Source organism: Prevotella sp. OH937_COT-195 (assembly GCF_003932845.1).
Classification (GTDB): domain Bacteria; phylum Bacteroidota; class Bacteroidia; order Bacteroidales; family Bacteroidaceae; genus Prevotella.
In genome coordinates this window covers 1-23,636 of record NZ_RQZH01000012.1, presented here as the reverse complement: position 1 = coordinate 23,636, position 23,636 = coordinate 1, and the positions used below count along the sequence as shown (strand labels likewise).

The window sequence follows — 23,636 nt, the reverse complement described above, 5'->3', positions numbered from 1 at the left end:
GCAGCGACAAATACACTTTATTGCATATTTTATTTCAAACACATATTTTATTTCAAACACATTAAAATTTCAAGAAAATGAGAACAAACAAATTCCTTGCAAGCATGGCAGCCCAAGCGCTCGCCCTTGCAGCGACAGTGATGATGAGCCTCGCCCTCGGGGCATGCTCGAGTGACAACGACGACGACAACGGCGGCACCACGCCCCAAGAAAGCGTCATCACCCTGACCGCCAAGATAGCCGTGGGCGAGAGCGTCATGCTCTACTTCGCCGAGACCGACAAGCCCGAAGTGACGGGAGCAGACGAAACCGGATCGGAAATCGTCGGCTACGGCGGCACCACATGGCTCAAGAAGACCTACAAGCTCAAGGCGCAAACCTTCACCCTGAAGGGCACAATCACCAAGCTCAACTGCGAAGACACCGCCCTCGACGCCCTCAACGCGAGCCGCTTCCCGCTGCTCACATACCTCGAATGCAGCGACAACTCCTTCACCACCTTGGACGTGAGCGGCTGCACGCAGCTGAAAACACTCCGGTGCACCAGCAACTCCCTCACCGCCTTGGACGTGAGCGGCTGCACGCAGCTGACAAACCTCAACTGCGCCGGCAACTCTCTCACCGCCTTGGACGTGAGCCAAAACACGCAACTGAAAGAGCTCTTCTGCAACAACAACTGCCTCACCTACGACAAACTCAGCCTCCCCACCGTCTCCGGCGGAACGCTACGCTACAAGGGCGGCATCATCGACATGCAGACACTCACCCCCGAGCAGGTGAAAGCCATCAAGAAGAAGGGTTGGACGGTGAAGCACTATAACGGCAGCAACTGGGCAGACTACCCGGGCGAACTGCCCACCATCACCCTCACCACCGCGAAAGCCGTGGGCGAGAGCGTCACGCTCTACTTCGCCGAGACCGACAAGCCCGAAGTGACGGGAGCAGACGAAACAGCGTCGGAAACTATTGCCGACGGCGACGGTACCAAATACCTCAAGAAGACCTACACGCTCACCGCCCGGAGCCTCACCGTCAAGGGCACGCTGACAGAATTCTACTGCGGCGGCAACCAACTCACCGCCTTGGACGTGAACGGCTGCCCGCAACTGACAGGACTCGGCTGCGGCGAAAACCAACTCACCGCCTTGGACGTGAGCCGCTGCCCGCAACTGACAGGACTCAGCTGCTATGGCAACCAACTCACCGCCTTGGACGTGAGCCGCAACACGCAGCTGAAACTACTCTTCTGCAACAGCAACCAACTCACCGCCTTGGACGTGAGCGGCTGCCCGCAACTGACAAGACTCGACTGCTACATCAACCAACTCACCGCCTTGGACGTGAGCGGCTGCACGCAACTGACAAGACTCGGCTGCGAGGACAACCAACTCACCGCCTTGGACGTGAGCGGCTGCCCGCAACTGGAAACACTCTACTGCAACGACAACCAACTCACCTTGGACGTGAGCGGCTGCCCGCAACTGGAAACACTCTACTGCAACGACAACCAACTCACCGCCTTGGACGTGAGCGGCTGCCCGCAACTGACAATAATCGGCTGCTATGGCAACCAACTCACCTACGCCAAACTCAGCCTCCCCACCGTCTCAGGCGGAATACTCTACTACAAGAGGTTCTACGAGGAGCAGACGCTCACCCCCGCGCAGGTTAATGCCATCAAGAAGAAGGGCTGGACGGTGAAGTGGAATGACGGCAACTACTGGGAAGACTACGCCGGGGAGTAAGAGTGCCCCGCTACGACAGGGTACTTCCCAAGGAACGACCAAAGGGCTTCCCAAGGAACGACCAAAGGGCTTCCCAAGGAACGACCAAAGGGCTTCCCAAGGAACGACCAAAGGGCTTCCTAAGGAACGACGAAAACGGAATCGTCAAAGCGGCAAGAGCCGCATAAGTATAATCATTAAAAAATAAAAAATATGTTGATTTACAAAGTAAAATCCGAAATGATGCGCATCGGCAAAAACAAAGGCAAGACCATGTTCTACGCCGCACCCGTGGCGCAGGACAAGATAACCGCCAAGCAGGTGGAAGACCGCATCATCAACCTCACAGCCCTCTCGCGCGCCGATGTGCGCTCGGCAATCACCGCCCTGGCGGAAATCGTCCGCGAAGAGATGTTCGCCGGAAGAGCCATCGACCTGGCAGACCTCGGCTCATTCAAGGTCATCTCCACCGGAAGCGCGTGGAAAGCAGGCAGGACGTCACCGCCGAAACCCTCAAAACGCCACGCATACAGTTCTTCCCACGCAAGGAAATGCTCAAGCAGGCAAAGGTGGTGCAGCGCGTGGTGACGCACGAGGTGTAGCCCCCCGCGGGCGGCACGCACGGCAAACGGGCAGAGGCACGACCATGGGGCGAACCTGCCCGGAGCCACAACTTATTATCAAACTTTTCAGTTCAAATCAATGACTTAATTCAAACAATTATGAAAACCAATTTACTTACGAACATGCTCGCGGCGACAGTCGCGCTGTTCACAGCCCTGTTTGCCCTGCCCGCCTCGGTGACAGCCTCGACCGCCTGCCCGTGGGAGTGTATATATATAATGGTAAGATAAGAAAATCATCAAAAAGTAAAAGGCTCACACCGTCACCTCCCGTGTGGGGTGGGGGAAACACTTTCCCCCTGACTAAGCCCTTAAAGAGAAAATAGGTCTCCTCCAAGCCCTCCAAAGGGGCAGGAGCCGACGGGCGACGGGGACCACGCCTGCTACATCTACTATAACCCTCTCCCGTGGCGAAAGCGGCGGGAGAGGAATTAACAAGAAGAATGTTTCACCATTAAAACCAAACGAAGAAATGGAAACGAGGAACATTAACAGACGACCGAAACCGAACCCCATCGCTGACCTGAAAGAACTGAAAGACGCGGAGTTCACCCGCAGCGCGAAGTACGGCGACATGAGGACTATTGACATCAGGCGAAACGGCAAGAAAAGAAATTGCCAAGATAGTTGGCAGAAGTCTGCAAGCATGCTCTTTATGCATAAATTGCCTATATGTGAAAGCAATCAAAGCCCTTAGAAGCAAAGTTTTTATAATTTCACGGACAAGAAAATTATGAACATTCAGAAGAAACTCAACTCAATAGAAGACCAAGGGAAAAGTTGAAATTTCACACACCAAAAGATGAGTTCTTCAATAAGATATTGTAATTTTGCACTTGCCGGTTGACTCTACCGTAATAAATGTTGAACACTTATTTATTTTATCTGAAACTATCCGTAAGTAACTTTATTTCTATCTGCGGACTTATGCGTTCGTATAGTATATTATATACGGCATCAAGTATTGGCATGTTGACGTGCATGTGACGGTTGATCTCTTTCATGCACTTGGTTCCGAAATAACCTTCGGCAATCATTTCCATTTCAATTTGTGCCGACTTTACGCTATATCCTTTTCCTATCATTGTTCCAAATGTGCGGTTCCGTGAGAAATTAGAATACCCCGTAACCAACAAGTCACCCATATATACAGAATCTATTATTGCTCTTTCAATGGGGTGTACTGCTGTCATAAAACGGTTCATCTCCTGAACAGCGTTGGACATGAGAACCGATTGGAAATTATCACCATATTTTAATCCGCTGCAAATACCTGCGGCAATGGAATAAACATTTTTCAAAACTGATGAATATTCAATGCCGATAACATCTGTTGATGTTTTTGTCTTTATGTAGTCGCTTGCTATGAGATCTGCGAATGTCTTAGCTTTCTCTGTATTAACACAACCGATTGTTAGGTATGAGAGTCGTTCCAATGCAACCTCTTCTGCGTGGGACGGTCCTCCTATACATGCAAGGTTTTCGTGAGGAACGTCATAGACATGATGGAAATATTCCGAACATACGAGATTCTCGTCCGGTACAATACCTTTTATTGCCGTTATGACAAATTTATCCTTGATTCTTGTCTTTAATTTTTTAAGATGATTTTTTAAGTATGGCGAAGGTGTTACAAAAACAAGAGTATCATAATTCTCCACAATCTTGTTTATGTCACTTGAGAACTCAATCTCATTCATGTCGAAACGCACGCTTACGAGGTAAGCAGGGTTATGCCCAAGTCTGCGGAAGTCTTCTATACGGTCATCTCGCCGCATATACCATCCTATGTGATGTGTATGCCCAACAACAATTTTTGCTATTGCCGTTGCCCAACTTCCACCGCCAATTATTGCTATTTTCCCACAGTCAAACATAGTGTTTCGATTTAATATTACAAAAGATATATAAGGGTGATGGCAGGCAACACACGAACAGTGTCTTAAAAATTGAATTTATATGTAACGTTATTGCCGTTTATTGCCTGTCATCGATTTGTCATTCGTTGATTTTGTTAATCCATATTTGTATCTCATCCACAGACGGCTTCTGCATTTCGAGTTTATATCTCTTTACGATGTCGCCAATCTTTTGTTGCAGACCTTGTGCTTTCTCGTCTTTGATGTTTGTTACAAGATTGAATCCGGCTTTGCGCAGTATAGGTACCCATTCCGGAGCAACGCCAATCTCTGCCCATTCTGCTTCATTACTCTGAGGTATCGTTTTTTCTGGTTTCATCTGTGGGAAAAAGAGAACCTCTTGAATGAAAGTTTTGCCGGTCATTAACATTACGAGTCTGTCTATTCCTATTCCGATTCCTGATGTCGGCGGCATACCGTATTGTAATGCCCTTAGGAAATCTTTATCAATTATCATAGCCTCGTCGTCACCTTTATCTGCAAGTTTCATTTGTTCCACGAAACGTTCTTCTTGGTCAACAGGGTCGTTCAGTTCCGAATAGGCATTGGCAAGCTCTTTTCCGTTTACCATAAGTTCAAAACGTTCTGTAAGACCGGCTTTTGAGCGGTGCATCTTTGTAAGTGGCGACATCTCAACAGGATAGTCTGTAATGAAAGTTGGCTGGATATAAGTTCCTTCACAGAATTCCCCGAAGAGTTCATCAATGAGTTTACCCTTTCCCATGGAGTCGTCAATCTCCATTCCTTTTTCCTTGCAGAATGAACGAATTTCTTCTTCGGTCTTTCCATTAACGTCAAATCCTGTTTTCTCTTTGATTGCATCAAGTATGGGCAAGCGACGATATGGAGCCTTGAAAGAAATTATCTTTCCGTCAATCTCACGTTCCGGTTTGCCGTTTACTGCGATACAGATTCTCTCAAGTAATTTCTCGGTAAATGACATCATCCAATTGTAATCCTTGTATTGCACATACAACTCCATACACGTAAATTCAGGATTGTGGTTTCTATCCATTCCTTCGTTCCGGAAATTCTTGCCTATTTCATAGACACCTTCAAAGCCACCCACAATAAGTCGTTTAAGATAAAGTTCGGTTGCGATACGCATGAACATGTTTTGGTTCAGTGCGTTGAAATGTGTAATGAACGGTCGAGCCGATGCACCTCCTGCTATTGTCTGCAGGATAGGAGTCTCTACCTCTGTATATCCGTTTTCATCGAGCACTTGTCGCAATGTGCGCAACACGGTCGAACGTTGTAAGAACGTTTCTTTTACTCCTTCGTTTACCACGAGGTCAACGTATCGCTGTCGGTAACGAAGTTCCGGATCATCGAATTTATCGTATGCCACTCCATCCTTATATTTTACTATTGGTAGCGGTTTGAGACTCTTGCTCAAGAGAGTAAATTCTTTTGCATGGACGGATATTTCCCCCATCTGCGTTCTGAAAACGAAACCCTTTATACCGATAAAATCTCCTATGTCAAGGAGTTTCTTAAACACTTTATTATAAAGATCTTTGTTTTCTTCCGGGCAGATGTCATCACGTGTGACATATACTTGAATTCTACCTTTGGAGTCCTGCAACTCGGCAAAAGAGGCTTTTCCCATTACTCGGATGCTCATAATTCTACCGGCAATGCAAACTTCTCGTTGCTCGTCATCGTCACGAAACTCGTTCTTTATGTCTGTACTAAAGGCATTAGTGGGATATTCTGCCGCAGGGTATGGGTCAATGCCCATGTCTTTTAATTCTTTAAGGCTCTGCCGCCTTCCTATTTCTTGTTCACTCAGTTCTAAGACGTTCATGTGATACAATTTCTTTTTGTTCTGTTAATTTGTTATTTTTTTATGTGTTCCTATTAAAATAGTCTCTGCAAAGGTAACAATAAATTCTGATATAGTGTGCTTTTTAAGTATTTTTTAATAGACTCGCAGTTATACCATGCGTCGAAACTCCGCACAGGTGATAGCCGTTGCTATGGCAACGTTCAACGAATCGGCTGTTTCTCGTTCTTTTGGGTAACTCGGTATTAAAATTCTGTTTGTTATCAAATCAACAATTTTTTTGGAAATCCCATTTCCTTCGTTACCCATGACGATTATGCCCTCGTTTGACAAATTGCTGTCATATATGCTGTCTCCATTGAGGAATGTGCCATATATGGGTATATTGTCCTTTACACTTGTCAGAGCAGTCACAAGATCTACATAAATTACTTGAACTCTTGCAATGCTGCCCATTGTTGCCTGTACCACTTTCGGATTATAAACATCGGCTGTTTCGTTGCTGCAAAGTATTGTGTCAATTCCAAACCAATCTGCAATTCTTATTATGGTTCCGAGATTTCCAGGGTCTTGAACGGAGTCGAGTGCGAGTGTCAGTTTGCCTTTAAGCAAATGTGAATAATCGTTTTTTTCTTTGATACGTGGTATTGGGAAAACCGCCAATACATTCTGAGGATGTTGCAAGAAACTCAATTTGGCTAATTCATCGTTTGTCACGATTTCTACTTCATGGTCGCTGTCACCGTTTTTTTTAAACCATTCTTTTGTTGCAATCAACTTTTTGGGTTGTACAACTTTCAATAAGTCGCCAACAACCTTTGGTCCTTCTGCCACAAAAACTTTTTCTCTTTTCCTAAATTTCTTAAGTTCAAGAGAATGAATGTATTTTATTAGATTTTTACTTAACACTGTTTTATCTTTTTGTTAAATACAATTTGTGGTTGAAAAAGAAAAGAATTATTGTTTTTTCGTTTCTTTCTTTATCCAACCGATGCGGTGAGTTCTTCCTTTCTTTCCGAGAGAATGGATAGAGTAGAAACCACAGGGAAGAGTAGTAATGTCTATGACATCTCCATGATATATGCGAGTGGCAATCGGTGTGCCTGCCAATGATTTGAAAATGACATATTCTGCATCAAGTGTGTTCGGACGTGATGGAAGCCTGACAATTTTCCCGTTGTTCTCAATAAGATGTGGGAACATGTTTTTTTTATGTTTTCCTTCCACCATCGCAGGTTCGCTTTCGTTCCCGAAACGGTCGATTGCACATACGGCATAATTGTATGGAATTTTAGTGTCTATTATCAGTGATGTGCCTTTTACTAATTGTGCTATCAAATTTCTCGGGTCGTCAACATCTACGTTTTCTTCGTGGGAAGCATAAATGTTGTATGATACATCCGGACTTTCGCTTCTGCTTCTTGCTGCATTCCATGTTAACACTTGTTTGTCGACTCCATTTTTAACACTAAGGCAAGTCGGAGTTGTCGGCGGTGTTTTTTGAAGCCATGACATTGCAGGAACTACCGCAAGAAAACGATCGAATTCATTTATGGTGAAATCATATAACCCCTTGGTGTTCTCGGTAAAGAACCTGCTTCTGAAATATGTATGCCCCACGCCAATCTGTCGCAGATAATTCATCTGCCGTTGAACGTCAATCAAGTTCCAGCGTCCTTCCGATGGGTGCATGAAATATATTCCGAGTCCCGGCGCCATAATCCTTCCATTTGAGTTTTCTTTCCAATCAAGTGCGAAAGGATAGAAATTGTCCCCTTTGAAATAAATCATGGGAAACTCAGCATCCATCAATCCGTCTTTCAACCATTGTTGTGCGTCTTGTGCCACTGCATTACGTGCATTCCATCCCCTGCTACTGAATCTTGTCAAGTCATCATGCTTTCCTACCGGCGAACAACTAAGCATAACCCACGGTTTCTCTTTTTTTATCGCATGGTTTATGGCTTTCACGATACGAGTTATGTTTTCACGGCATTTTGCCCTGTTTGCCGGCATTTTCCAAGCGTCGGGATATCTTATGTAGTCAAGATGAATACCATCTACATCATATTTTCTTACTATTTCGGCACAAATATCGGCAATGTATGGAGCCGTATCTGGGTTTTCCGGATCAATATATCCGTCGGTTCCAATCTTGCGCAAAATGTTCGGATGGTTTTTCTGCAATTGCTTTGCCGCATACGAATTCCAAGGACCTATTGGCAATGTTACTATCCACGAGTGTATTTGCATACCTCTTGCATGACATTGTTCTATTGCAAATTGCAGTGGGTCGTAACCCGGATATTTCCCCGGGATACCCGTGATATTCTGATCCCAAGGTTCGATGTCGCTGTGGTATATTGTAGATGCCCTCACTCTTGATTGCATCAACACAAGATTTACGCCGGCCTTTTGAAGTTTGTCCAAAATGTCCGTCAGTTCTTTCTGCTGCCTTTTTATGTTTTCCGGTGAGTCAGCCTTTATTTCCGGCCAATCAAGACTTTTAACAGTTGTAAGCCATACAGCCCTGACTTCTCTTTTAGGAGTCTCACCATAATTGATGTTCATTTTCTTTTGGGCACAGACCGTCAATGAAAGCATGACGGCTATGGATAGAATTATATTTTTCTTTTTCATAATCGTTTGCAAAGTTAGCGATATTTCCGGCAATCTTTTGCATGTTTGATAAAAAATAGTATCTTTGCACTCGGTTTTTAATAAATTAAAGGAATTGTAAACATCGTATGATAACATTTGTTATTAGCCTTGTAATACTCATATCTGAGTATTTCATCCATGGCAAAGTTGTTGAGAGAATTTTCTCTCCCGATGATAAAAAGACTCCGGCTGATTTGGTTATCCGGTATGGACAAAACGGCAAGACGCTGATACGATATTAATAATCTCATTTGCATGTTTCTTTCTCTTGGAAAAGATAAAAGCAAGTGTATAATGTTTAAATTTAAAATTATGAATAAAAAAAATTATGGTATGAAGAAAATAACAATGTTTATCATTGCTTTGGTTGCATCATTATCAGCCAATGCACAATTTGAACAGGGAAAGATTTACCTCGGTGCGTCATTGACAGGACTTGACTTAAGTTACAGTGGTGTAGATAAACTTCATTTCGGATTAGAAGCACAAGGAGGATATTTTGTAATGGACAATATCATGTTGAAAGCAAATGCCGCCGTGGAGTATTTTGGTAGGAACGATGCCCCCACAGATTTTACGTTGGGAGTAGGTGGCCGCTATTATATAATTCAAAACGGTCTGTATTTCGGTGTAAATGCGAAACTGCTGCATGCCAATCATAGTTATAATGATATAATGCCGGGAATAGAAGTGGGATATGCTTTTTTTGTAAACCGCACCGTTACAATAGAGCCGTCATTGTATTATGCCCAATCGTTCCGTAAACATTCGGATTACAGCAAGTTCGGATTGCGTCTCGGAGTGGGAGTGTATTTGTTCAAGGATTAAAATTAATGGTAAATTATATTTGGCATGTTATTGACAGAAGAATTGGAAGAAAGATTGATAGACTTGTCATTTGCAGAAGATATTGGTGATGGAGACCACACCACATTATGTTGTATTCCTGAGAATGCCACCGGCAGCAGCAGACTTATTATAAAAGAAGACGGGATACTTGCAGGAGTTGAGGCCGCCAAGAAAGTTTTTGCACGTTTTGACCCTGACATGAAAGTGGAGGTAATCATGGGCGACGGCTCGAAGGTAAAGAAAGGCGATGTTGCCATGATAGTCAGTGGAAAAACCCGTTCTTTACTCCAGACGGAACGCCTGATGCTCAATATAATGCAAAGAATGAGCGGCATTGCAACGATGACAAATGTTTATGTGGAGAAACTTAAAGGAACAAAGACTCGCGTTCTTGACACCCGTAAGACAACACCCGGCATGAGAATGCTTGAAAAGCACGCAGTTAAGATAGGTGGAGGCGTTAACCATCGCATCGGTCTTTTTGACATGATATTGCTAAAGGATAACCATGTTGATTTTTCCGGTGGTATCAACAATGCAATAAATCGTTGCCATGAATATCTTGAAAAGAAAGGACTGAATCTTAAAATAGAGATAGAAGTTCGTTCCTTTGATGAGTTACGGCAAGTGATGGAATGTGGAGGAGTAGATAGAATAATGTTAGACAACTTTAGTGTATCAGACACCAAGAAAGCGGTAGAAATGATAGGAGGGAAATATGAAACGGAGTCGAGCGGTGGCATAACATTGGATACCATACGTAACTATGCAGAATGTGGTGTTGATTTTGTCTCGGTGGGTGCCCTGACCCATTCGGTAAAAGGTCTCGACATGAGTTTCAAGGCATGCTGACATCATTGTTGCTAAGTGCTGTGCTTACTTTCTCTCCACCTATCCATCACGATGTAATGTTGGCCGGGAATTTCGGTGAGCCACGCCCCAACCATTTCCATGCCGGATGCGATGTGAAGACAGGACAAATAGAAGGTAAACCTGTCTTCTCGATAGCAGATGGTTATGTTTGTCGTGTTACGGTCGGAAAGAACGGCTTTGGTAATGCTGTTTATGTGAGACATCCAAATGGTTATACAAGCGTATATTGTCATTTGCAGCGTTTCATTCCACAGATGGCAGCAATGGTTAAGAAATGGCAATATGCACATCAGCAATATGTTGCAGACGTAGTGTTAAGACCTACGGATTTTCCGGTGGCCGAAGGTCAGTTGATAGCCGTCAGTGGAAATACCGGTGCAAGTGTTGCTCCGCATCTTCATCTTGAGGTTCATGACACCCGTACATGGGATGCACTCGATCCACTTGAATTTATAGGCATATATGTAAAAGATAAAACAGCACCAAATGTCGATGCCGTAATGGTAATGCCCGTAGAAGGAGAGGGTATGTTCTGTGGAAGCAATCGTAAGCAACGATATGCCCTGTCCGGCAACATGTCGGAAATGACGGCATGGGGTAAGGTTGGCTTTGCTTTTCATGCAGAAGACCGTATGGAAGGTAGTTGGAATCGGCTTGGTATAAGGCATTCGGCACTTATTGTAGATGGCGATACGGTTTTCAAAAGCGATATGAGTCGTATTCCAGAGAACAAACACCGGATGGTTAACTCGTGGGGCGACTTTGATTACTACACGGAGAATCGCATGTGGTTTATGAAGTCTTTTCTTGACAAAGGCACAAATATACCCACAATATTTGTTGATGACAACCGAGGAGTGGTTATCTTTAACGAGGAACGCCTCTATCACTTGACTTATTCGGTTTGTGACTATTTCGGTAACAAGAATGAATATTGTTTTGTAATAAATGGTAAACGGCAGGATATAGAACCACGAAAAGTACCGGCGGGCAATTTCATGTCATGCAACATTGATAATACGTTGAAACGTCCTGATGTAATGTTAACACTGAAAAGAGGTCTGTTGCCAAGAGACATTTACATTAATCCGCAAGAGACGGCGAACCATTACGGAATATCTGCGGCATATACTTTCTATGAAAGACTTATGCCAATATTCGATTGGGGCGAAATCCGTCTAAAGGTATTGACCAATTATGTTAAACATACAGATAAGTTTTACATCGTTTGCCATGACATTTACGACCGTTACATCGAAGGGAAATATGATAACGGATGGGTGAAAGGATATATTCGTGACCTCGGACTAAGTTATGAGGTGGCGTATGATGACACTCCTCCGGAGGTGAAATTGTTGTCAGAAACCAATGGTAATTTAGTATTGGACGTTGTTGACGGGAAAAGTGGAATTGCTTCGTTCAAGGCTTATGTAGATGGCGAGTTCGTATTGTTTGAAGACGTTCCGAAATCAACAAATAAAAGATGTATTCTTAACGAAACTCCAATAAAACGCAAAGGTTCGGAGCGAACGTTAACTATATGTGCAACAGATAATTGCAGTAATACTATAAAAGAGATATGGAAAATCTTGTGGTAACACATAAATATTTATCATGTATATAAAGTGTTTAATACTATATAATTAAAATTCTAATGTTATGAAGAAAACGTTTTTCTTATTGGCTGCTTTATGCAGCGCAAGCATATCAATGGCTTGCACGAATTTCATTGTAGGCAAGGGAGCAAGTACCGATGGTTCGGTTATTTGTACTTATAATGCCGATGACTATGGAATGTTTCAGGGATTGTGTCATTTTCCCGCAGCAAAACATGCAAAAGGAGAGATGCGCAAGGTATATGATTGGGACAACAATGTTTATCATGGAGAAATTCCCGAGGCTGCTGAGACCTATAATGTAATAGGTAATATTAACGAATGGCAGGTGACTATTTGCGAAACAACATTCGGCGGTCGTGAAGAACTTGTAAATCCTTCAGGAATACTTGACTACGGCTCTCTGATTTATATTACTCTGCAACGTTGTAAATCTGCTCGTGAGGCAATAAATATTATGACATCGCTTGTTGCCGAGCATGGATACAACTCTGGTGGCGAGTCATTCACGATATGCGACCCTAACGAGGCTTGGATAATGGAAATGGTGGGTAAGGGACCGGACAGGAAAGGTGCCGTATGGGTGGCTGTACGCATACCGGACAATGCCATAAGTGCACATGCAAACCAAAGCAGGATTACCACCTTTGACCAAAAAGACAAGAAAAATGTTCTATATTCAAAGGACGTTATAAAGTTTGCTCGTGAAATGGGCTTTTTCTCGGGAAAAGATGCCGAATTCTCATTTAATGCTGCATACGGGGCACCGGATTTCGGGGGTAGAAGGTATTGTGAAGCACGCGTATGGAGTTTCTTCAACCATTTTGCAGATATGACACCGTACCTTGATTATGCAATGGGTAAAGTTCCCAATGCAGAACCGATGCCACTGTGGATTATACCGAACCGTAAGGTAAGTGTGCAAGACATTGAAGATTGTATGCGCGATCATTATGAAGGTACTCCGTTCGCTCTTGATAACGATATGGGAGGTGGTATTTGGGATATGCCTTATCGTCCGACTCCGCTGTCATTCGAGGTCGATGGAAAAAAATGTTTCAATGAACGTCCTACAAGTACTCAGCAAACCGGATTCAGTTATGTAAGCCAAATGCGCTCATGGCTCCCACGCGAAATAGGTGGCTGCATGTGGTGGGGAAATGATGACGGAAACATGATAGCATATACACCGATATATTGCTGCAATACCGTTCAACCGGAATGCTATAACACCCCCGGAGCTGATGCTGTGACATTCTCTATGGATAATGCTTTTTGGGTTTGTAACTGGGTTAGTAACATGGTTTATCCACGATATTCACAGATGTTCCCGGCACTGAAAGCTGTACGAGATTCACTTGAAAATCAATATTTCATCAATCAGAAGAAAGTTGAGGAGCATGCCTTGAAACTGCATGGACAAGATCCTGCATTATCACGGAAATATCTTAACGATTATAGCAATCAGACCGCCCAGCAAATGCTCGAACGTTGGAAACAACTTGCATTTTACCTCATAGTGAAATATAATGACATGGCAGAAAAACCAGAGGTGAACGGAAAGTTTGAACTTACGCCGGAAGGACTTGGAGCAAAAGTGAAACGTCCCGGATTCCCAGAGAAATATGCAAGAAAACTTATAAAAGAAACAGGCGACAAGTTTGTTCAGCCATAGTTAATATAAATGAAGTTTGTTTGTACGATAATCTTCTTTACAGCGACACTGTTCGCCTCCTGCTCGGTAAGTCCGACAGGAGGCGGACTGCCGCCTTGGGGGGATACTTTATCATACAATACAGCATTATCATTGGATGATATTATCACAAATGGAGAAATCATAGCAGCCACGCTTTACGGGCCTGATACTTATTATGAGTATCGTGGGGAAAGGCTTGGATTGAATTATTTGCTTTGTAATAATTTTGCTACCGAACTCGGAATAATGCTTCGTGTTAATATTTGTCGTGATTCGGCCGAACTGAAAAAAATGTTGATTGAAAGAGAAGCGGACATTATTATAACACCCATGCAGAAAAAAGATGATGCGGAATTCCGTTTCTGTGGTGTGGAAGAAGAGAACGGGAACCGTCAATGGGTGGTTTCTTCACAAAGCGATGAACTGGCCGATGCAATCAATAAATGGTATTCCAAACAAGGTAAAGAATTACAGGTTAAAGGATATGCCGCACTTCGTAACAGCACGAATCTGATATCTCCTTTCGGTGTATGGGGAGGTAGTGCACCAAGCGGTTTCGGAATAAATGATTATAACAGGAAACGCTATGATGAAGGTTTCGCAGAAACAAATCCTTTGAAAGTAAGGATTAAAATACCGCCCATGCCACACGGTGCATTGTCGCCATGGGACGACTTGTTCAAGAAATATGCTTCGCTGGCACGATGCGACTGGGAACTGCTTGCAGCACAATGTTATCAAGAGTCAGGGTTCAATCCGGAGGCATGTTCTTGGGCAGGTGCTTGCGGATTAATGCAACTTATGCCGCAGACCGCACTTTCGCTCGGTGTTCCGCGTGGAAAGATATTCGAACCGGAAACAAACGTGCATGCCGCGGCAAAATTGATGGCGAAACTATCTTCTCTTTATTCTGGCATAACTCCTTTTGAAGAGAGAATAAATTTTATACTTGCAGCATACAACTGCGGAGCCGGTCACATATCTGATGCTCGTGCATTGGCACGAAGGAACGGAGCCAACGGAGAGTCGTGGAAAGACGTGGAATATTATCTGTCATTGCTAAGTAAACCGAAATATTACAACGACCCTCTGGTACGACATGGTTATGTGAGGAGTAGCGAAACAACAGAATATGTTCGTGCCATTATAAAAAGATACCATAAATATAAAGGAAACAATACTTCACATATAAAGGAAACAAAATCTCTTTAAAAGTAATTACTTCTACTGAGATCTTGAAAAATAATTTTGCATATTACTATCCATATATATTTTTTTGATGTATGTTCTGCTACAAGTTGATAACGAGCATGTTTGTCATTAGATAGAAACTATTTGGCAATTTCGCCGAATTTGGTCAGTAAAACCGCCGAATTTGGTCGGTAATTTCGGCTATATTGCGGTACGACTAAGCACAAATGAACCGACATTATATCAACTCAACTTTATCTATATCCTGTTCCACGTCGCAATAGTGACATTTCAATGTCCCCTCAACTTTGTCAACTACATGGAACACTGTTTGCATAGGCTCATTGTTCGTAATGCACTTTGGATTGTTGCATCTCACAATACCGCGAATTTCATCGGGAGTTTCAACATTCTTTTTTTCAACAACTTCATAGTCTTTTATTATGTTTAATACTATGTTGGGAGCCACGACTGACAAACGTGATATTTCTTCATCTGAAAAGAATTTGTTTTCAACCTTTATAATTCCTTTTCTGCCAATTTTGTTAGAGGCATAATTGTTACCAATGGTAACTATACTCTTCATTTCCAACAATTCCAACAGACTTGCAACCTGAAAAGTCTTCTCCGCAGGTATATGGTCTATTACTGTACCATTTTCTATGGCGGCAACCAATCTTTCTTTCTTGTTCAACATCTTATATTAAAGTTTAATTGTTGATTATTGTCTTGTCTTCCTTGATTTCATCGAGGGTTATACCTAACACGTAACATATAATCGCTTCGCGTGCATAAAGTCCGTTGCGAGCTTGTTGTATATAATAAGCGTATGGGGTGTCATCTATATCGTATGCTATTTCGTTGACCCGAGGAAGCGGGTGAAGTATCTTCATGTTGGGTTTGACATATTTAAGCATATCTGCTTTTAAGATATATACGTTCTTTACCCTTTCATACTCCATCAAGTCACTAAACCGTTCTTTCTGTACCCTTGTCATGTATATTACATCTGCGTCTGCTATAACATCCTCGTTAAAATCAGAGTGTTCTACATATTTTATTCCGTTATCTTTGCAATAAATTTTATATTCGTTGGGCATTGCGAGTTCTTCCGGTGCAATGAAATGGAAAGTGGGGGCGAAATGACGCATTGCCATTATCAGTGAATGAACCGTGCGACCATATTTTAAATCTCCGACAAGAAATATATTTAGATTTTCAAGAGTGCCTTGCGTTTGATAAATAGTATATAAATCAAGCATGCACTGTGACGGATGTTGATGTGCTCCATCTCCGGCATTTACAATTGGTATTGGTGATATTTCGCTTGCATATTGTGCCGCACCTTCTATGTGGTGGCGCATTGCGATAATATCTGCGTAATTGCTTACCATCAAGATGGTGTCTTTTAAGGTTTCTCCTTTTGTTCCACTCGTTACTTTAGGGTCTGCAAAACCTATTACCCTTGCACCGAGTCTGTTGGCTGCGGTCTCGAAACTTAAGCGCGTTCTTGTGGAAGGCTCAAAAAAAAGAGTTGCAACAATCTTTCCTTTAAGAAGTTCGCGGTTAGGGTACTTCTCGAATTGCTGTGCCATCTCAATTAAATACATTATTTTTTCTTTTGACAGATCAGCAATGGTTACGAAATTGTTTTTTTTCATCGCACAGAATGTTGTTTAATGATTTTTCTGCGAAGTTACACATAATTTTTTATTTCTTGATGAAAAATTCAAAGAAAAGTTGTATTTTTGCGTTCGATAAAAGAACAACTATTCTAATGAGAAAGAAATTTGTTATATCTCTATGGTTTGTATTGCTTTCCGTAACAGGTTGCGTAGTACTTGGCTTTTTTGCAATTTGGTTTGGATTTATCGGCTACATGCCTAATATGGAAGACTTGCAAAATCCAATAAGCAGATATGCGTCACAGATATATTCCGAAGATGGAAAAATAATCGGAACTTGGAACATAAATCGTGAAAACCGCATAATGGTTGAATATAACGATTTGTCTCCGGATCTTGTTCACGCATTGGTTTCTACGGAAGACGAACGCTTTTACGAACATTCGGGCATTGATTTCATTGCTTTGGGACGTGCCGTAATAAAGCGTGGACTTATGAGACAGGCAAGTGCCGGAGGTGGCTCGACCATAACTCAGCAATTGGCCAAGCAATTATATAGTGAGGCTGCGCATAATTCTATAGAAAGGTTGATACAGAAACCAATAGAATGGGTTATTGCAGTTAAACTCGAGCGTAATTTTACGAAAGAAGAGATTATTGCAATGTATCTCAATTATTTTGATTTCCTGCATAGTGCCGTAGGAATAAAACGTGCATCAAATACATATTTCAACAAAGAACCCGGCAAATTGACGCTTGCAGAATCAGCTACGCTTATAGGCTTGTGCAAAAATCCATCTTACTTTAATCCTGTAAGGTATCCGGAACGTTGCAAGGAGAGACGTGACGTGGTACTCGGACAGATGCTCAAGTCTGCATATATAACCCGATCACAATACAATGACGCTTGTGCCGAGGAAATTAAATTAGACTTCCATCGCACAAGTCACAAAGATGGTGAAGCTCCTTATTTCCGTGAGTTCCTACGGCAATATATGATGGCAAAGAAACCGGAATTTAAAGACTATCCTTCATGGAACCGGATTCAGTATTCAATAGATTCTTTATATTGGGAAACAGACCCACTTTATGGATGGTGCAATAAGAATTTCAAGAAAAACGGCGAACCGTATAACGTATATACAGACGGACTTAAAATACATACAACAATCAATACTTCAATGCAGAAGTATGCTGAGGAGGCTGTAAGAGAACACCTTTCCAAAACGCTACAACCTGCATTTAATTCCGAAAACAAGTATAAGAGAAATGCTCCATACAGTTCTACGGCTTCGACTGATAAGGTAAAGCGAATATATGAAAGGTCAAAAAGACAGACAGACCGTTATAGGGCTTTGAAAAAAAGTGGTGCATCGGAAGAGGAAATAGATAAGAATTTCAACACACCGGTGGAAATGAGTGTGTTCACATATAATGAGGAGATAGATACTGTAATGACACCGATGGATTCCATAAAATATTACAAACGTTTCCTTCGTGCCGGCTTCATGTGTCTTGATTCTCGTACGGGTGCAGTAAAAGCCTATGTCGGCGGTATTGATTTCAACCATTTTAAGTACGACATGGTCAGTCTTGGTCGTCGTCAGGTAGGCTCAACGGCAAAACCGTATCTTTACGCCCTTTCTTTGGAGCATGGTTTTACTCCGTGCAACATAGTACCGTGTGTGCGTCATAATTATGGCAACTGGTCGCCACGCGGCAGTGCCCGCGGCATGGTAACATTGAAGTGGGGATTGCAAAACTCCAACAACCTCGTTTCTGCATATCTTATGAGCAGACTCGTGCCAAACGACTACCGACAATGTGGTATTGTTTATATGGAAATGCTGAAAAAGTTCGGAGTATGTACCACCGGAATACAGCCTTCGCTGGCACTTTGTCTTGGTGCATACGAAGCGAGTGTAAGGGAAATGGTGTCTGCCTATACCGCTTTCGCCAATCACGGAATTCGTTCTGCCGCAATGTTCGTTACAAAAATAGAAAACAGCAACGGTGATGTGATTGCTAATTTTCAGCCACAGATGAAAGAGGTTATAAGTGAGGAAAACTCCTATAGAATGATAGATATGCTTAAGGCAGTGGTTGACCACGGAACTGGTGCCCGCATGCGCAACAGGTATAATGTGAAATGTGAGATGGGAGGCAAGACGGGAACTACAAACGACAACTCCGACGGTTGGTTTATTGGTTTCACTCCGCGCCTTGTATGTGGCGGATGGGTTGGCGGTGAAGACCGTGATATACACTTTGATTCCGGCGGCATCGGGCAGGGAGCAAGCATGTCTCTGCCTATATGGGCATATTTCATGAAGAAAGTATTGTCCGACAAATCACTCGGATATAATGAAAATGACAAATTCGATATACCGGAAGATTTCAATCCTTGCGGAGCAGAAGATCTGGGAATGAATGGTATTGAAGAGGTTTATGAATAATTAAATGCTATTTTAATATGTATATTTGCAAGGTTGAATAAACTTTACTACCTTTGAAAAATATAATTATCAAAACAAATAAAAATGAACTTTAAGATTTACTCATTGACCTTCATGGCCTTAATTAATTTTACCGTAGCATTGGCTCAGGCTCCAAACAATACCGGCACGTACTATAAAGACGCTGACGGGAAAACGGGACGCACATTGAAAACTGCATTATGCAACATAATAAGCAAAGGTTATAACCAGCAGACGTACAGTGCAATATGGACAGCTTATAAAACAACCGACACAAAGCCGGGAACCAATAAAATATATGATATATATAGCAATACTTCCGATTATACATACGGTGTTGATCAGGCGGGAAACTATAAGGAAGAGGGAGATGTGTATAATCGGGAACATACTTTTCCCAAGAGTTGGTTCGGTGGTAAAAAGTATCCCATGTACACGGATCTTTTTCATGTAATGCCGTCTGACGGGTATGTAAACAATAAAAGAGACAATTATCCATTTGGTACTAATAACGGTGAGAAATATTCGAGCAATAACAATTATAGTAAACTCGGTCGCAGTACCACTGAAGGTTATTCCGGCATTGTATTTGAACCTAATGACGAATATAAGGGCGATATGGCTCGCAATTATTTTTACATGGCTACACGATATGAAAATGTAATAGAGAAATGGAATGGGGACGAAGGTGCAATTCTCGCACAAGATTCATACAAACCTTACAAGGACTGGCAGATGAATATGCTGATGCAATGGTCGAAAGACGATCCCGTAAGCCCAAAGGAAACTGCAAGAAATGATGCTGTATATGCAATTCAAAAAAACCGAAATCCTTTTATAGACTATCCCGGACTTGAAGAATATATTTGGGGTAGTAAGGTTGGTTCTCCTTTTTCTTACGACAAGTATGATTTTTCGTCTGGCATTGTACAGATAGAAAATGAAGAACGTCGTCAAAATTCGGTTATCTTTGATTTGCAAGGAAGAAGAGTTGAAAAGACAACACGCGGTATATACATAATGAACGGTAAAAAGTATTTATTAAATAAATAAAGCAAAATCATGAATAATAGAAACCATCTTGTTATAATGGCGGGTGGAATAGGTAGTAGATTCTGGCCTATGAGTACCGATGAATGCCCGAAACAGTTTATAGATGTACTCGGAGTTGGACGGTCGCTGCTGCAACTGACAATGGATCGTTTCAAGGGTGTTGTCTGCCCCGAAAACATCTGGGTAGTAACAAATGGCAAATATGCAGACATGGTACGGAAACACTTGCCTGACATGCCTTCCAATCAGATTCTTTGTGAGCCATGTAGAAGGAATACGGCACCTTGTATAGCGTATGTAAGTTGGCGCATAAAAAGACAAGACCCTAAAGCAAATGTCGTAGTTACCCCAAGCGATCATATCGTAACCGATGTTGAAGAATTTAGGAGGGTGGTTAAACAATGTCTGGATTTTACGAAAGAAAATGATGCTATCGTTACTCTTGGAATGAAACCTACTCGTCCGGAAACAGGATATGGTTATATTCGGGCGGATTTATCTTTAAGCAGCATTCGTAACAAAGAAATTTTCAGGGTTGACAGTTTCAAGGAAAAACCGGATTATGATACAGCGAAGGAATATATAAAAGATAATAGTTATTTTTGGAATGCAGGTATTTTTATATGGAATATAACGACAATAGTTAATGCATTCCGGATTTTTCAACCTGCATTGAGCAAGATATTCGAGAGTATGATCGGAGATTATGGAACAGAACGGGAACAAGGTATTATAGACAAACGTTATCCGGAATGTCCCAACATTTCTGTTGACTATGCCATAATGGAGAAAGTAGAAGAAATTTTCGTATGTCCTTCCGATTTCGGATGGAGCGATCTCGGAACATGGGGTTCTTTGCTGACACAGACAAAGCGAGATATATACGGAAACAGTATCATAGGCGATAATGTGCGATTATATGAAACACAAAACTGCATAATACATACGACACGGAACAACAAGGTAGTTATCCAAGGACTTGATGGATATATTGTTGCAGAAAAAGACGGAAAACTCTTAATCTGCAAACTGTCGGAAGAACAAAGAATAAAGGATTTCAAAGCATAAATATATGGAAAAGAAAATAGCATTGATAACAGGAATAACGGGGCAAGATGGTTCGTATCTTGCAGAGTTCCTTATTGAAAAAGGGTATGAAGTACACGGTCTCCTTCGCAGGAGCAGTTCTTTCAATACAGGACGAATAGAGCATCTATATCTTGATGAATGGGTGAGAGATATGAAGAAAGCCAGACTTGTCAACCTGCATTGGGCAGACATGACAGACTCGTCTTCACTTATTCGTATAATCGGTGAGACGCGTCCCACAGAGATTTACAACCTTGCAGCCCAAAGTCACGTGAAAGTTAGTTTCGATGTTCCCGAATACACGGCAGATACTGATGCCGTAGGTACTTTGCGTCTTCTTGAGGCTGTTCGCATTTGCGGTTTGGAACATAGTTGCAAAATATATCAAGCATCAACATCGGAACTGTATGGAAAGGTTCAAGAGGTTCCGCAGTCCGAGACAACACCTTTCTACCCACGTAGTCCGTATGCTGTTGCAAAACTTTATGCTTTTTGGATAATGAAGAATTATCGTGAGTCATATAATATGTATTGTTGCAATGGCATATTGTTTAATCACGAGAGTGAAAGACGTGGTGAAAATTTTGTCACTCGAAAGATAACACTTGCAGCCTCAAGAATTGTACAAGGAATGCAGGACAAACTATATCTGGGTAATCTTAACTCTTTACGAGATTGGGGATATGCCAAGGATTACGTTGAATGTATGTGGCTCATACTGCAACAGCAGAAACCAGAAGATTTTGTAATTGCCACGGGCGAATATCACACAGTAAGGGAATTTGCCACACTTGCTTTTCATCATGTAGGCATAGAGTTGGAATGGAAAGGTGAAGGTATTGAAGAGAAAGGTATTGACAAGAAAACCGGTAAGGTTATTGTAGAAGTTGACCCGAAATATTTCCGTCCGGCGGAAGTGGATCAGTTGCTTGGAAATCCTAAGAAAGCGAAAGACAAGTTGGGTTGGAATCCAAGAAAGACAACTTTCGATGAACTTGTAAGAATTATGGTGGAACACGACATGAAATTTGTGAAAAAATTATATCTAAAGGCTCAAATCGCCGAATAAAACAACAAGAAATGTTAAGTAAAAAATCAAAGATTTATGTGGCAGGGCACCAAGGACTTGTAGGTTCGGCGATATGGAACAACTTGAAAGGACGTGGTTACGATAATCTTGTGGGCAGATCGCACAAAGAACTCGATTTGCTTGACCCTGTTGCAGTGCGTGTTTTTTTCGATGAGGAAAAGCCCGATGCCGTAGTACTTGCCGCTGCTCATGTCGGCGGAATAATGGCAAATTTGCAGTATCGTGCCGATTTCATATATAAAAACCTACAGATACAGCAGAATGTTATAGGCGAGAGTTATCGCCATGGAGTCAATAAACTCTTGTTCCTCGGTTCTACATGTATCTATCCCCGTATGGCAAGACAGCCGATGAAAGAAGAAGAATTGTTGACGAGCGAATTGGAATATACCAATGAGCCTTATGCCATTGCAAAGATTGCGGGACTGAAGATGTGCGAAAGTTTCAGCATACAATATGGCTGCAATTATATTGCCGTAATGCCAACTAACCTTTATGGTCCAAACGACAATTTCCATCTTGAAAATAGTCATGTGCTGCCGGCCATGATACGCAAAATACATCTTGCCAAATGTTTGAATGAGAATAACTGGGAAGCGGTGCGTAAAGATATAGATCTGCGTCCGGTGGAAGGTGTCAACGGCAGTAATTCCGAGAAAGAAATTCTTGAGAAGCTTGGTAAATTCGGAATACATTATGATAGCGTCATGCTTTGGGGAACAGGCTCGCCAATGAGAGAGTTTTTATGGAGTGAAGAGATGGCAGATGCGAGTGTACATGTTCTTCTAAATGTTGATTTCAAGGATACTTACAAGGTCGGACAGAAGGAAATTCGGAATTGCCATATTAACGTAGGTACAGGTAAGGAGATTTCCATAAGGGAGGCTGCAGAAAAGATAATACACGAAATTGGTTTCTGCGGAGATTTAAGATGGGATTCCTCAAAACCTGACGGTACCCCCCGAAAACTTACAGATGTCAGCAAACTGCACGGCTTGGGATGGCATCATAAAGTGGAAATAGATGAAGGTATACACCGTATGTACGAATGGTATAAAAAAGGTATTTGTATTAATCATCTTACTTAGTCGTTCCTTAAAAACTATATTTCAGCGTGAAGTTTGTAAAATCGAAGTTCACGCTGATTTTTTTTATAATCCACAAAAGAACTCTCATAGCTCTTTTGAAGTTATACGCCGCCGCTGCCAACATTATGAGACCTTTGAATAATTAAATGCTCCCTAAGAGGAGCCCTATCAGAACGCTTCAAAGGAATGATTAGAGTTCTTTTCGAGAAGAATATACTCCCCCTTTACCCCTCGTCGGGCTTCAAATCCGAGCCCAACGAGGGATTTATTCGA

Annotated in this window: 21 protein-coding genes; 15 read left to right on the top strand and 6 right to left on the bottom strand. The window is 42.2% G+C overall.

All coding sequences use genetic code 11. The annotated features are described in order from the left end of the window. Window positions 1–77 precede the first annotated feature (77 nt). The 5 genes from EII32_RS12120 (at window position 78) to EII32_RS06095 (ending at window position 3,044) form a co-directional block, all read left to right on the top strand. Window positions 78–1,745 carry a leucine-rich repeat domain-containing protein gene (locus EII32_RS12120; protein ID WP_125234555.1) on the top strand — a complete coding sequence of 556 codons (1,668 nt, stop codon included), beginning with the start codon at window positions 78–80 and terminating at the stop codon, window positions 1,743–1,745. Window positions 1,746–1,747: 2 nt separating this feature from the next. After that, the gene (locus EII32_RS12115; RefSeq protein WP_158611139.1) at window positions 1,748–1,912 is read left to right on the top strand and encodes a hypothetical protein; all 165 of its coding nucleotides are present in this window, start codon (window positions 1,748–1,750) and stop codon (window positions 1,910–1,912) included. A gap of 25 nt (window positions 1,913–1,937) precedes the next feature. Then, window positions 1,938–2,312: an HU family DNA-binding protein gene (locus EII32_RS06100; RefSeq protein ID WP_233582321.1), complete on the top strand. Its 375-nt coding sequence runs from the start codon at window positions 1,938–1,940 to the stop codon at window positions 2,310–2,312. A 134-nt stretch (window positions 2,313–2,446) separates the two neighbouring features. Next, window positions 2,447–2,578, top strand: coding sequence for a hypothetical protein (locus EII32_RS12710; protein ID WP_255416450.1), 132 nt, complete (start codon window positions 2,447–2,449; stop codon window positions 2,576–2,578). A 241-nt stretch (window positions 2,579–2,819) separates the two neighbouring features. Continuing rightward, complete coding sequence (locus EII32_RS06095) at window positions 2,820–3,044, top strand: hypothetical protein (RefSeq protein WP_125234554.1); 225 nt, start codon at window positions 2,820–2,822, stop codon at window positions 3,042–3,044. 184 nt (window positions 3,045–3,228) lie between these two features. On the opposite strand, the gene EII32_RS06090 is transcribed toward EII32_RS06095, so the two are convergent. The 4 genes from EII32_RS06090 to EII32_RS06075 all read right to left on the bottom strand — a co-directional run bounded on the left by EII32_RS06090 (window position 3,229) and on the right by EII32_RS06075 (window position 8,695). After that, window positions 3,229–4,224, bottom strand: coding sequence for an NAD(P)H-dependent glycerol-3-phosphate dehydrogenase (locus EII32_RS06090; RefSeq protein WP_125234553.1), 996 nt, complete (start codon window positions 4,222–4,224; stop codon window positions 3,229–3,231). A gap of 121 nt (window positions 4,225–4,345) precedes the next feature. After that, complete coding sequence (lysS, locus tag EII32_RS06085) at window positions 4,346–6,076, bottom strand: lysine--tRNA ligase (RefSeq protein ID WP_125234552.1); 1,731 nt, start codon at window positions 6,074–6,076, stop codon at window positions 4,346–4,348. Between the two features lie 129 nt (window positions 6,077–6,205). After that, complete coding sequence (locus tag EII32_RS06080; RefSeq protein ID WP_125234551.1) at window positions 6,206–6,964, bottom strand: TrmH family RNA methyltransferase; 759 nt, start codon at window positions 6,962–6,964, stop codon at window positions 6,206–6,208. Between the two features lie 48 nt (window positions 6,965–7,012). After that, a complete protein-coding gene (locus EII32_RS06075; protein WP_125234550.1) occupies window positions 7,013–8,695 on the bottom strand; it encodes a glycoside hydrolase family 10 protein in 1,683 nt (560 codons plus the stop codon). A gap of 354 nt (window positions 8,696–9,049) precedes the next feature. On the opposite strand from EII32_RS06075, the gene EII32_RS06070 reads away from it, so the two are divergent. The 5 genes from EII32_RS06070 (at window position 9,050) to EII32_RS12765 (ending at window position 14,962) form a co-directional block, all read left to right on the top strand. Next, window positions 9,050–9,544: an outer membrane beta-barrel protein gene (locus tag EII32_RS06070; protein ID WP_125234549.1), complete on the top strand. Its 495-nt coding sequence runs from the start codon at window positions 9,050–9,052 to the stop codon at window positions 9,542–9,544. 24 nt (window positions 9,545–9,568) lie between these two features. Further along, on the top strand, window positions 9,569–10,417 hold the full coding sequence (nadC, locus tag EII32_RS06065) for a carboxylating nicotinate-nucleotide diphosphorylase (RefSeq protein WP_125234548.1): 849 nt from the start codon (window positions 9,569–9,571) through the stop codon (window positions 10,415–10,417). Further along, entirely contained in the window at window positions 10,411–12,036 is a 1,626-nt protein-coding gene (locus tag EII32_RS06060) for a M23 family metallopeptidase (protein ID WP_125234547.1), read from the top strand. The genes nadC and EII32_RS06060 overlap by 7 nt, the downstream gene beginning before the upstream one ends. 61 nt (window positions 12,037–12,097) lie before the next feature. Continuing rightward, window positions 12,098–13,729, top strand: coding sequence for a dipeptidase (locus EII32_RS06055; protein WP_125234546.1), 1,632 nt, complete (start codon window positions 12,098–12,100; stop codon window positions 13,727–13,729). 9 nt (window positions 13,730–13,738) lie between these two features. Continuing rightward, complete coding sequence (locus EII32_RS12765) at window positions 13,739–14,962, top strand: transglycosylase SLT domain-containing protein (RefSeq protein WP_125234545.1); 1,224 nt, start codon at window positions 13,739–13,741, stop codon at window positions 14,960–14,962. Window positions 14,963–15,179: 217 nt separating this feature from the next. Here the strand turns inward: EII32_RS12765 and pyrI are convergent, their stop codons facing one another. Further along, window positions 15,180–15,635: an aspartate carbamoyltransferase regulatory subunit gene (gene pyrI / locus EII32_RS06045; protein ID WP_125234607.1), complete on the bottom strand. Its 456-nt coding sequence runs from the start codon at window positions 15,633–15,635 to the stop codon at window positions 15,180–15,182. 16 nt (window positions 15,636–15,651) lie between these two features. Continuing rightward, window positions 15,652–16,602, bottom strand: a complete 951-nt coding sequence (gene pyrB / locus EII32_RS06040) for an aspartate carbamoyltransferase (RefSeq protein ID WP_125234544.1) — start codon at window positions 16,600–16,602, stop codon at window positions 15,652–15,654. Between the two features lie 116 nt (window positions 16,603–16,718). On the opposite strand from pyrB, the gene EII32_RS06035 reads away from it, so the two are divergent. From EII32_RS06035 to EII32_RS06015, 5 genes are all read left to right on the top strand, one after another. After that, window positions 16,719–19,022 carry a transglycosylase domain-containing protein gene (locus tag EII32_RS06035; RefSeq protein WP_125234543.1) on the top strand — a complete coding sequence of 768 codons (2,304 nt, stop codon included), beginning with the start codon at window positions 16,719–16,721 and terminating at the stop codon, window positions 19,020–19,022. 84 nt (window positions 19,023–19,106) lie between these two features. Beyond that, window positions 19,107–20,096 carry an endonuclease gene (locus tag EII32_RS06030; protein ID WP_233582320.1) on the top strand — a complete coding sequence of 330 codons (990 nt, stop codon included), beginning with the start codon at window positions 19,107–19,109 and terminating at the stop codon, window positions 20,094–20,096. Window positions 20,097–20,105: 9 nt separating this feature from the next. Then, a complete protein-coding gene (locus EII32_RS06025) occupies window positions 20,106–21,164 on the top strand; it encodes a mannose-1-phosphate guanylyltransferase (RefSeq protein WP_199741404.1) in 1,059 nt (352 codons plus the stop codon). Between the two features lie 4 nt (window positions 21,165–21,168). Next, a complete protein-coding gene (gene gmd / locus EII32_RS06020) occupies window positions 21,169–22,254 on the top strand; it encodes a GDP-mannose 4,6-dehydratase (protein WP_125234541.1) in 1,086 nt (361 codons plus the stop codon). Between the two features lie 11 nt (window positions 22,255–22,265). Continuing rightward, window positions 22,266–23,363, top strand: coding sequence for a GDP-L-fucose synthase family protein (locus tag EII32_RS06015; RefSeq protein ID WP_125234540.1), 1,098 nt, complete (start codon window positions 22,266–22,268; stop codon window positions 23,361–23,363). Window positions 23,364–23,636 lie beyond the last annotated feature (273 nt).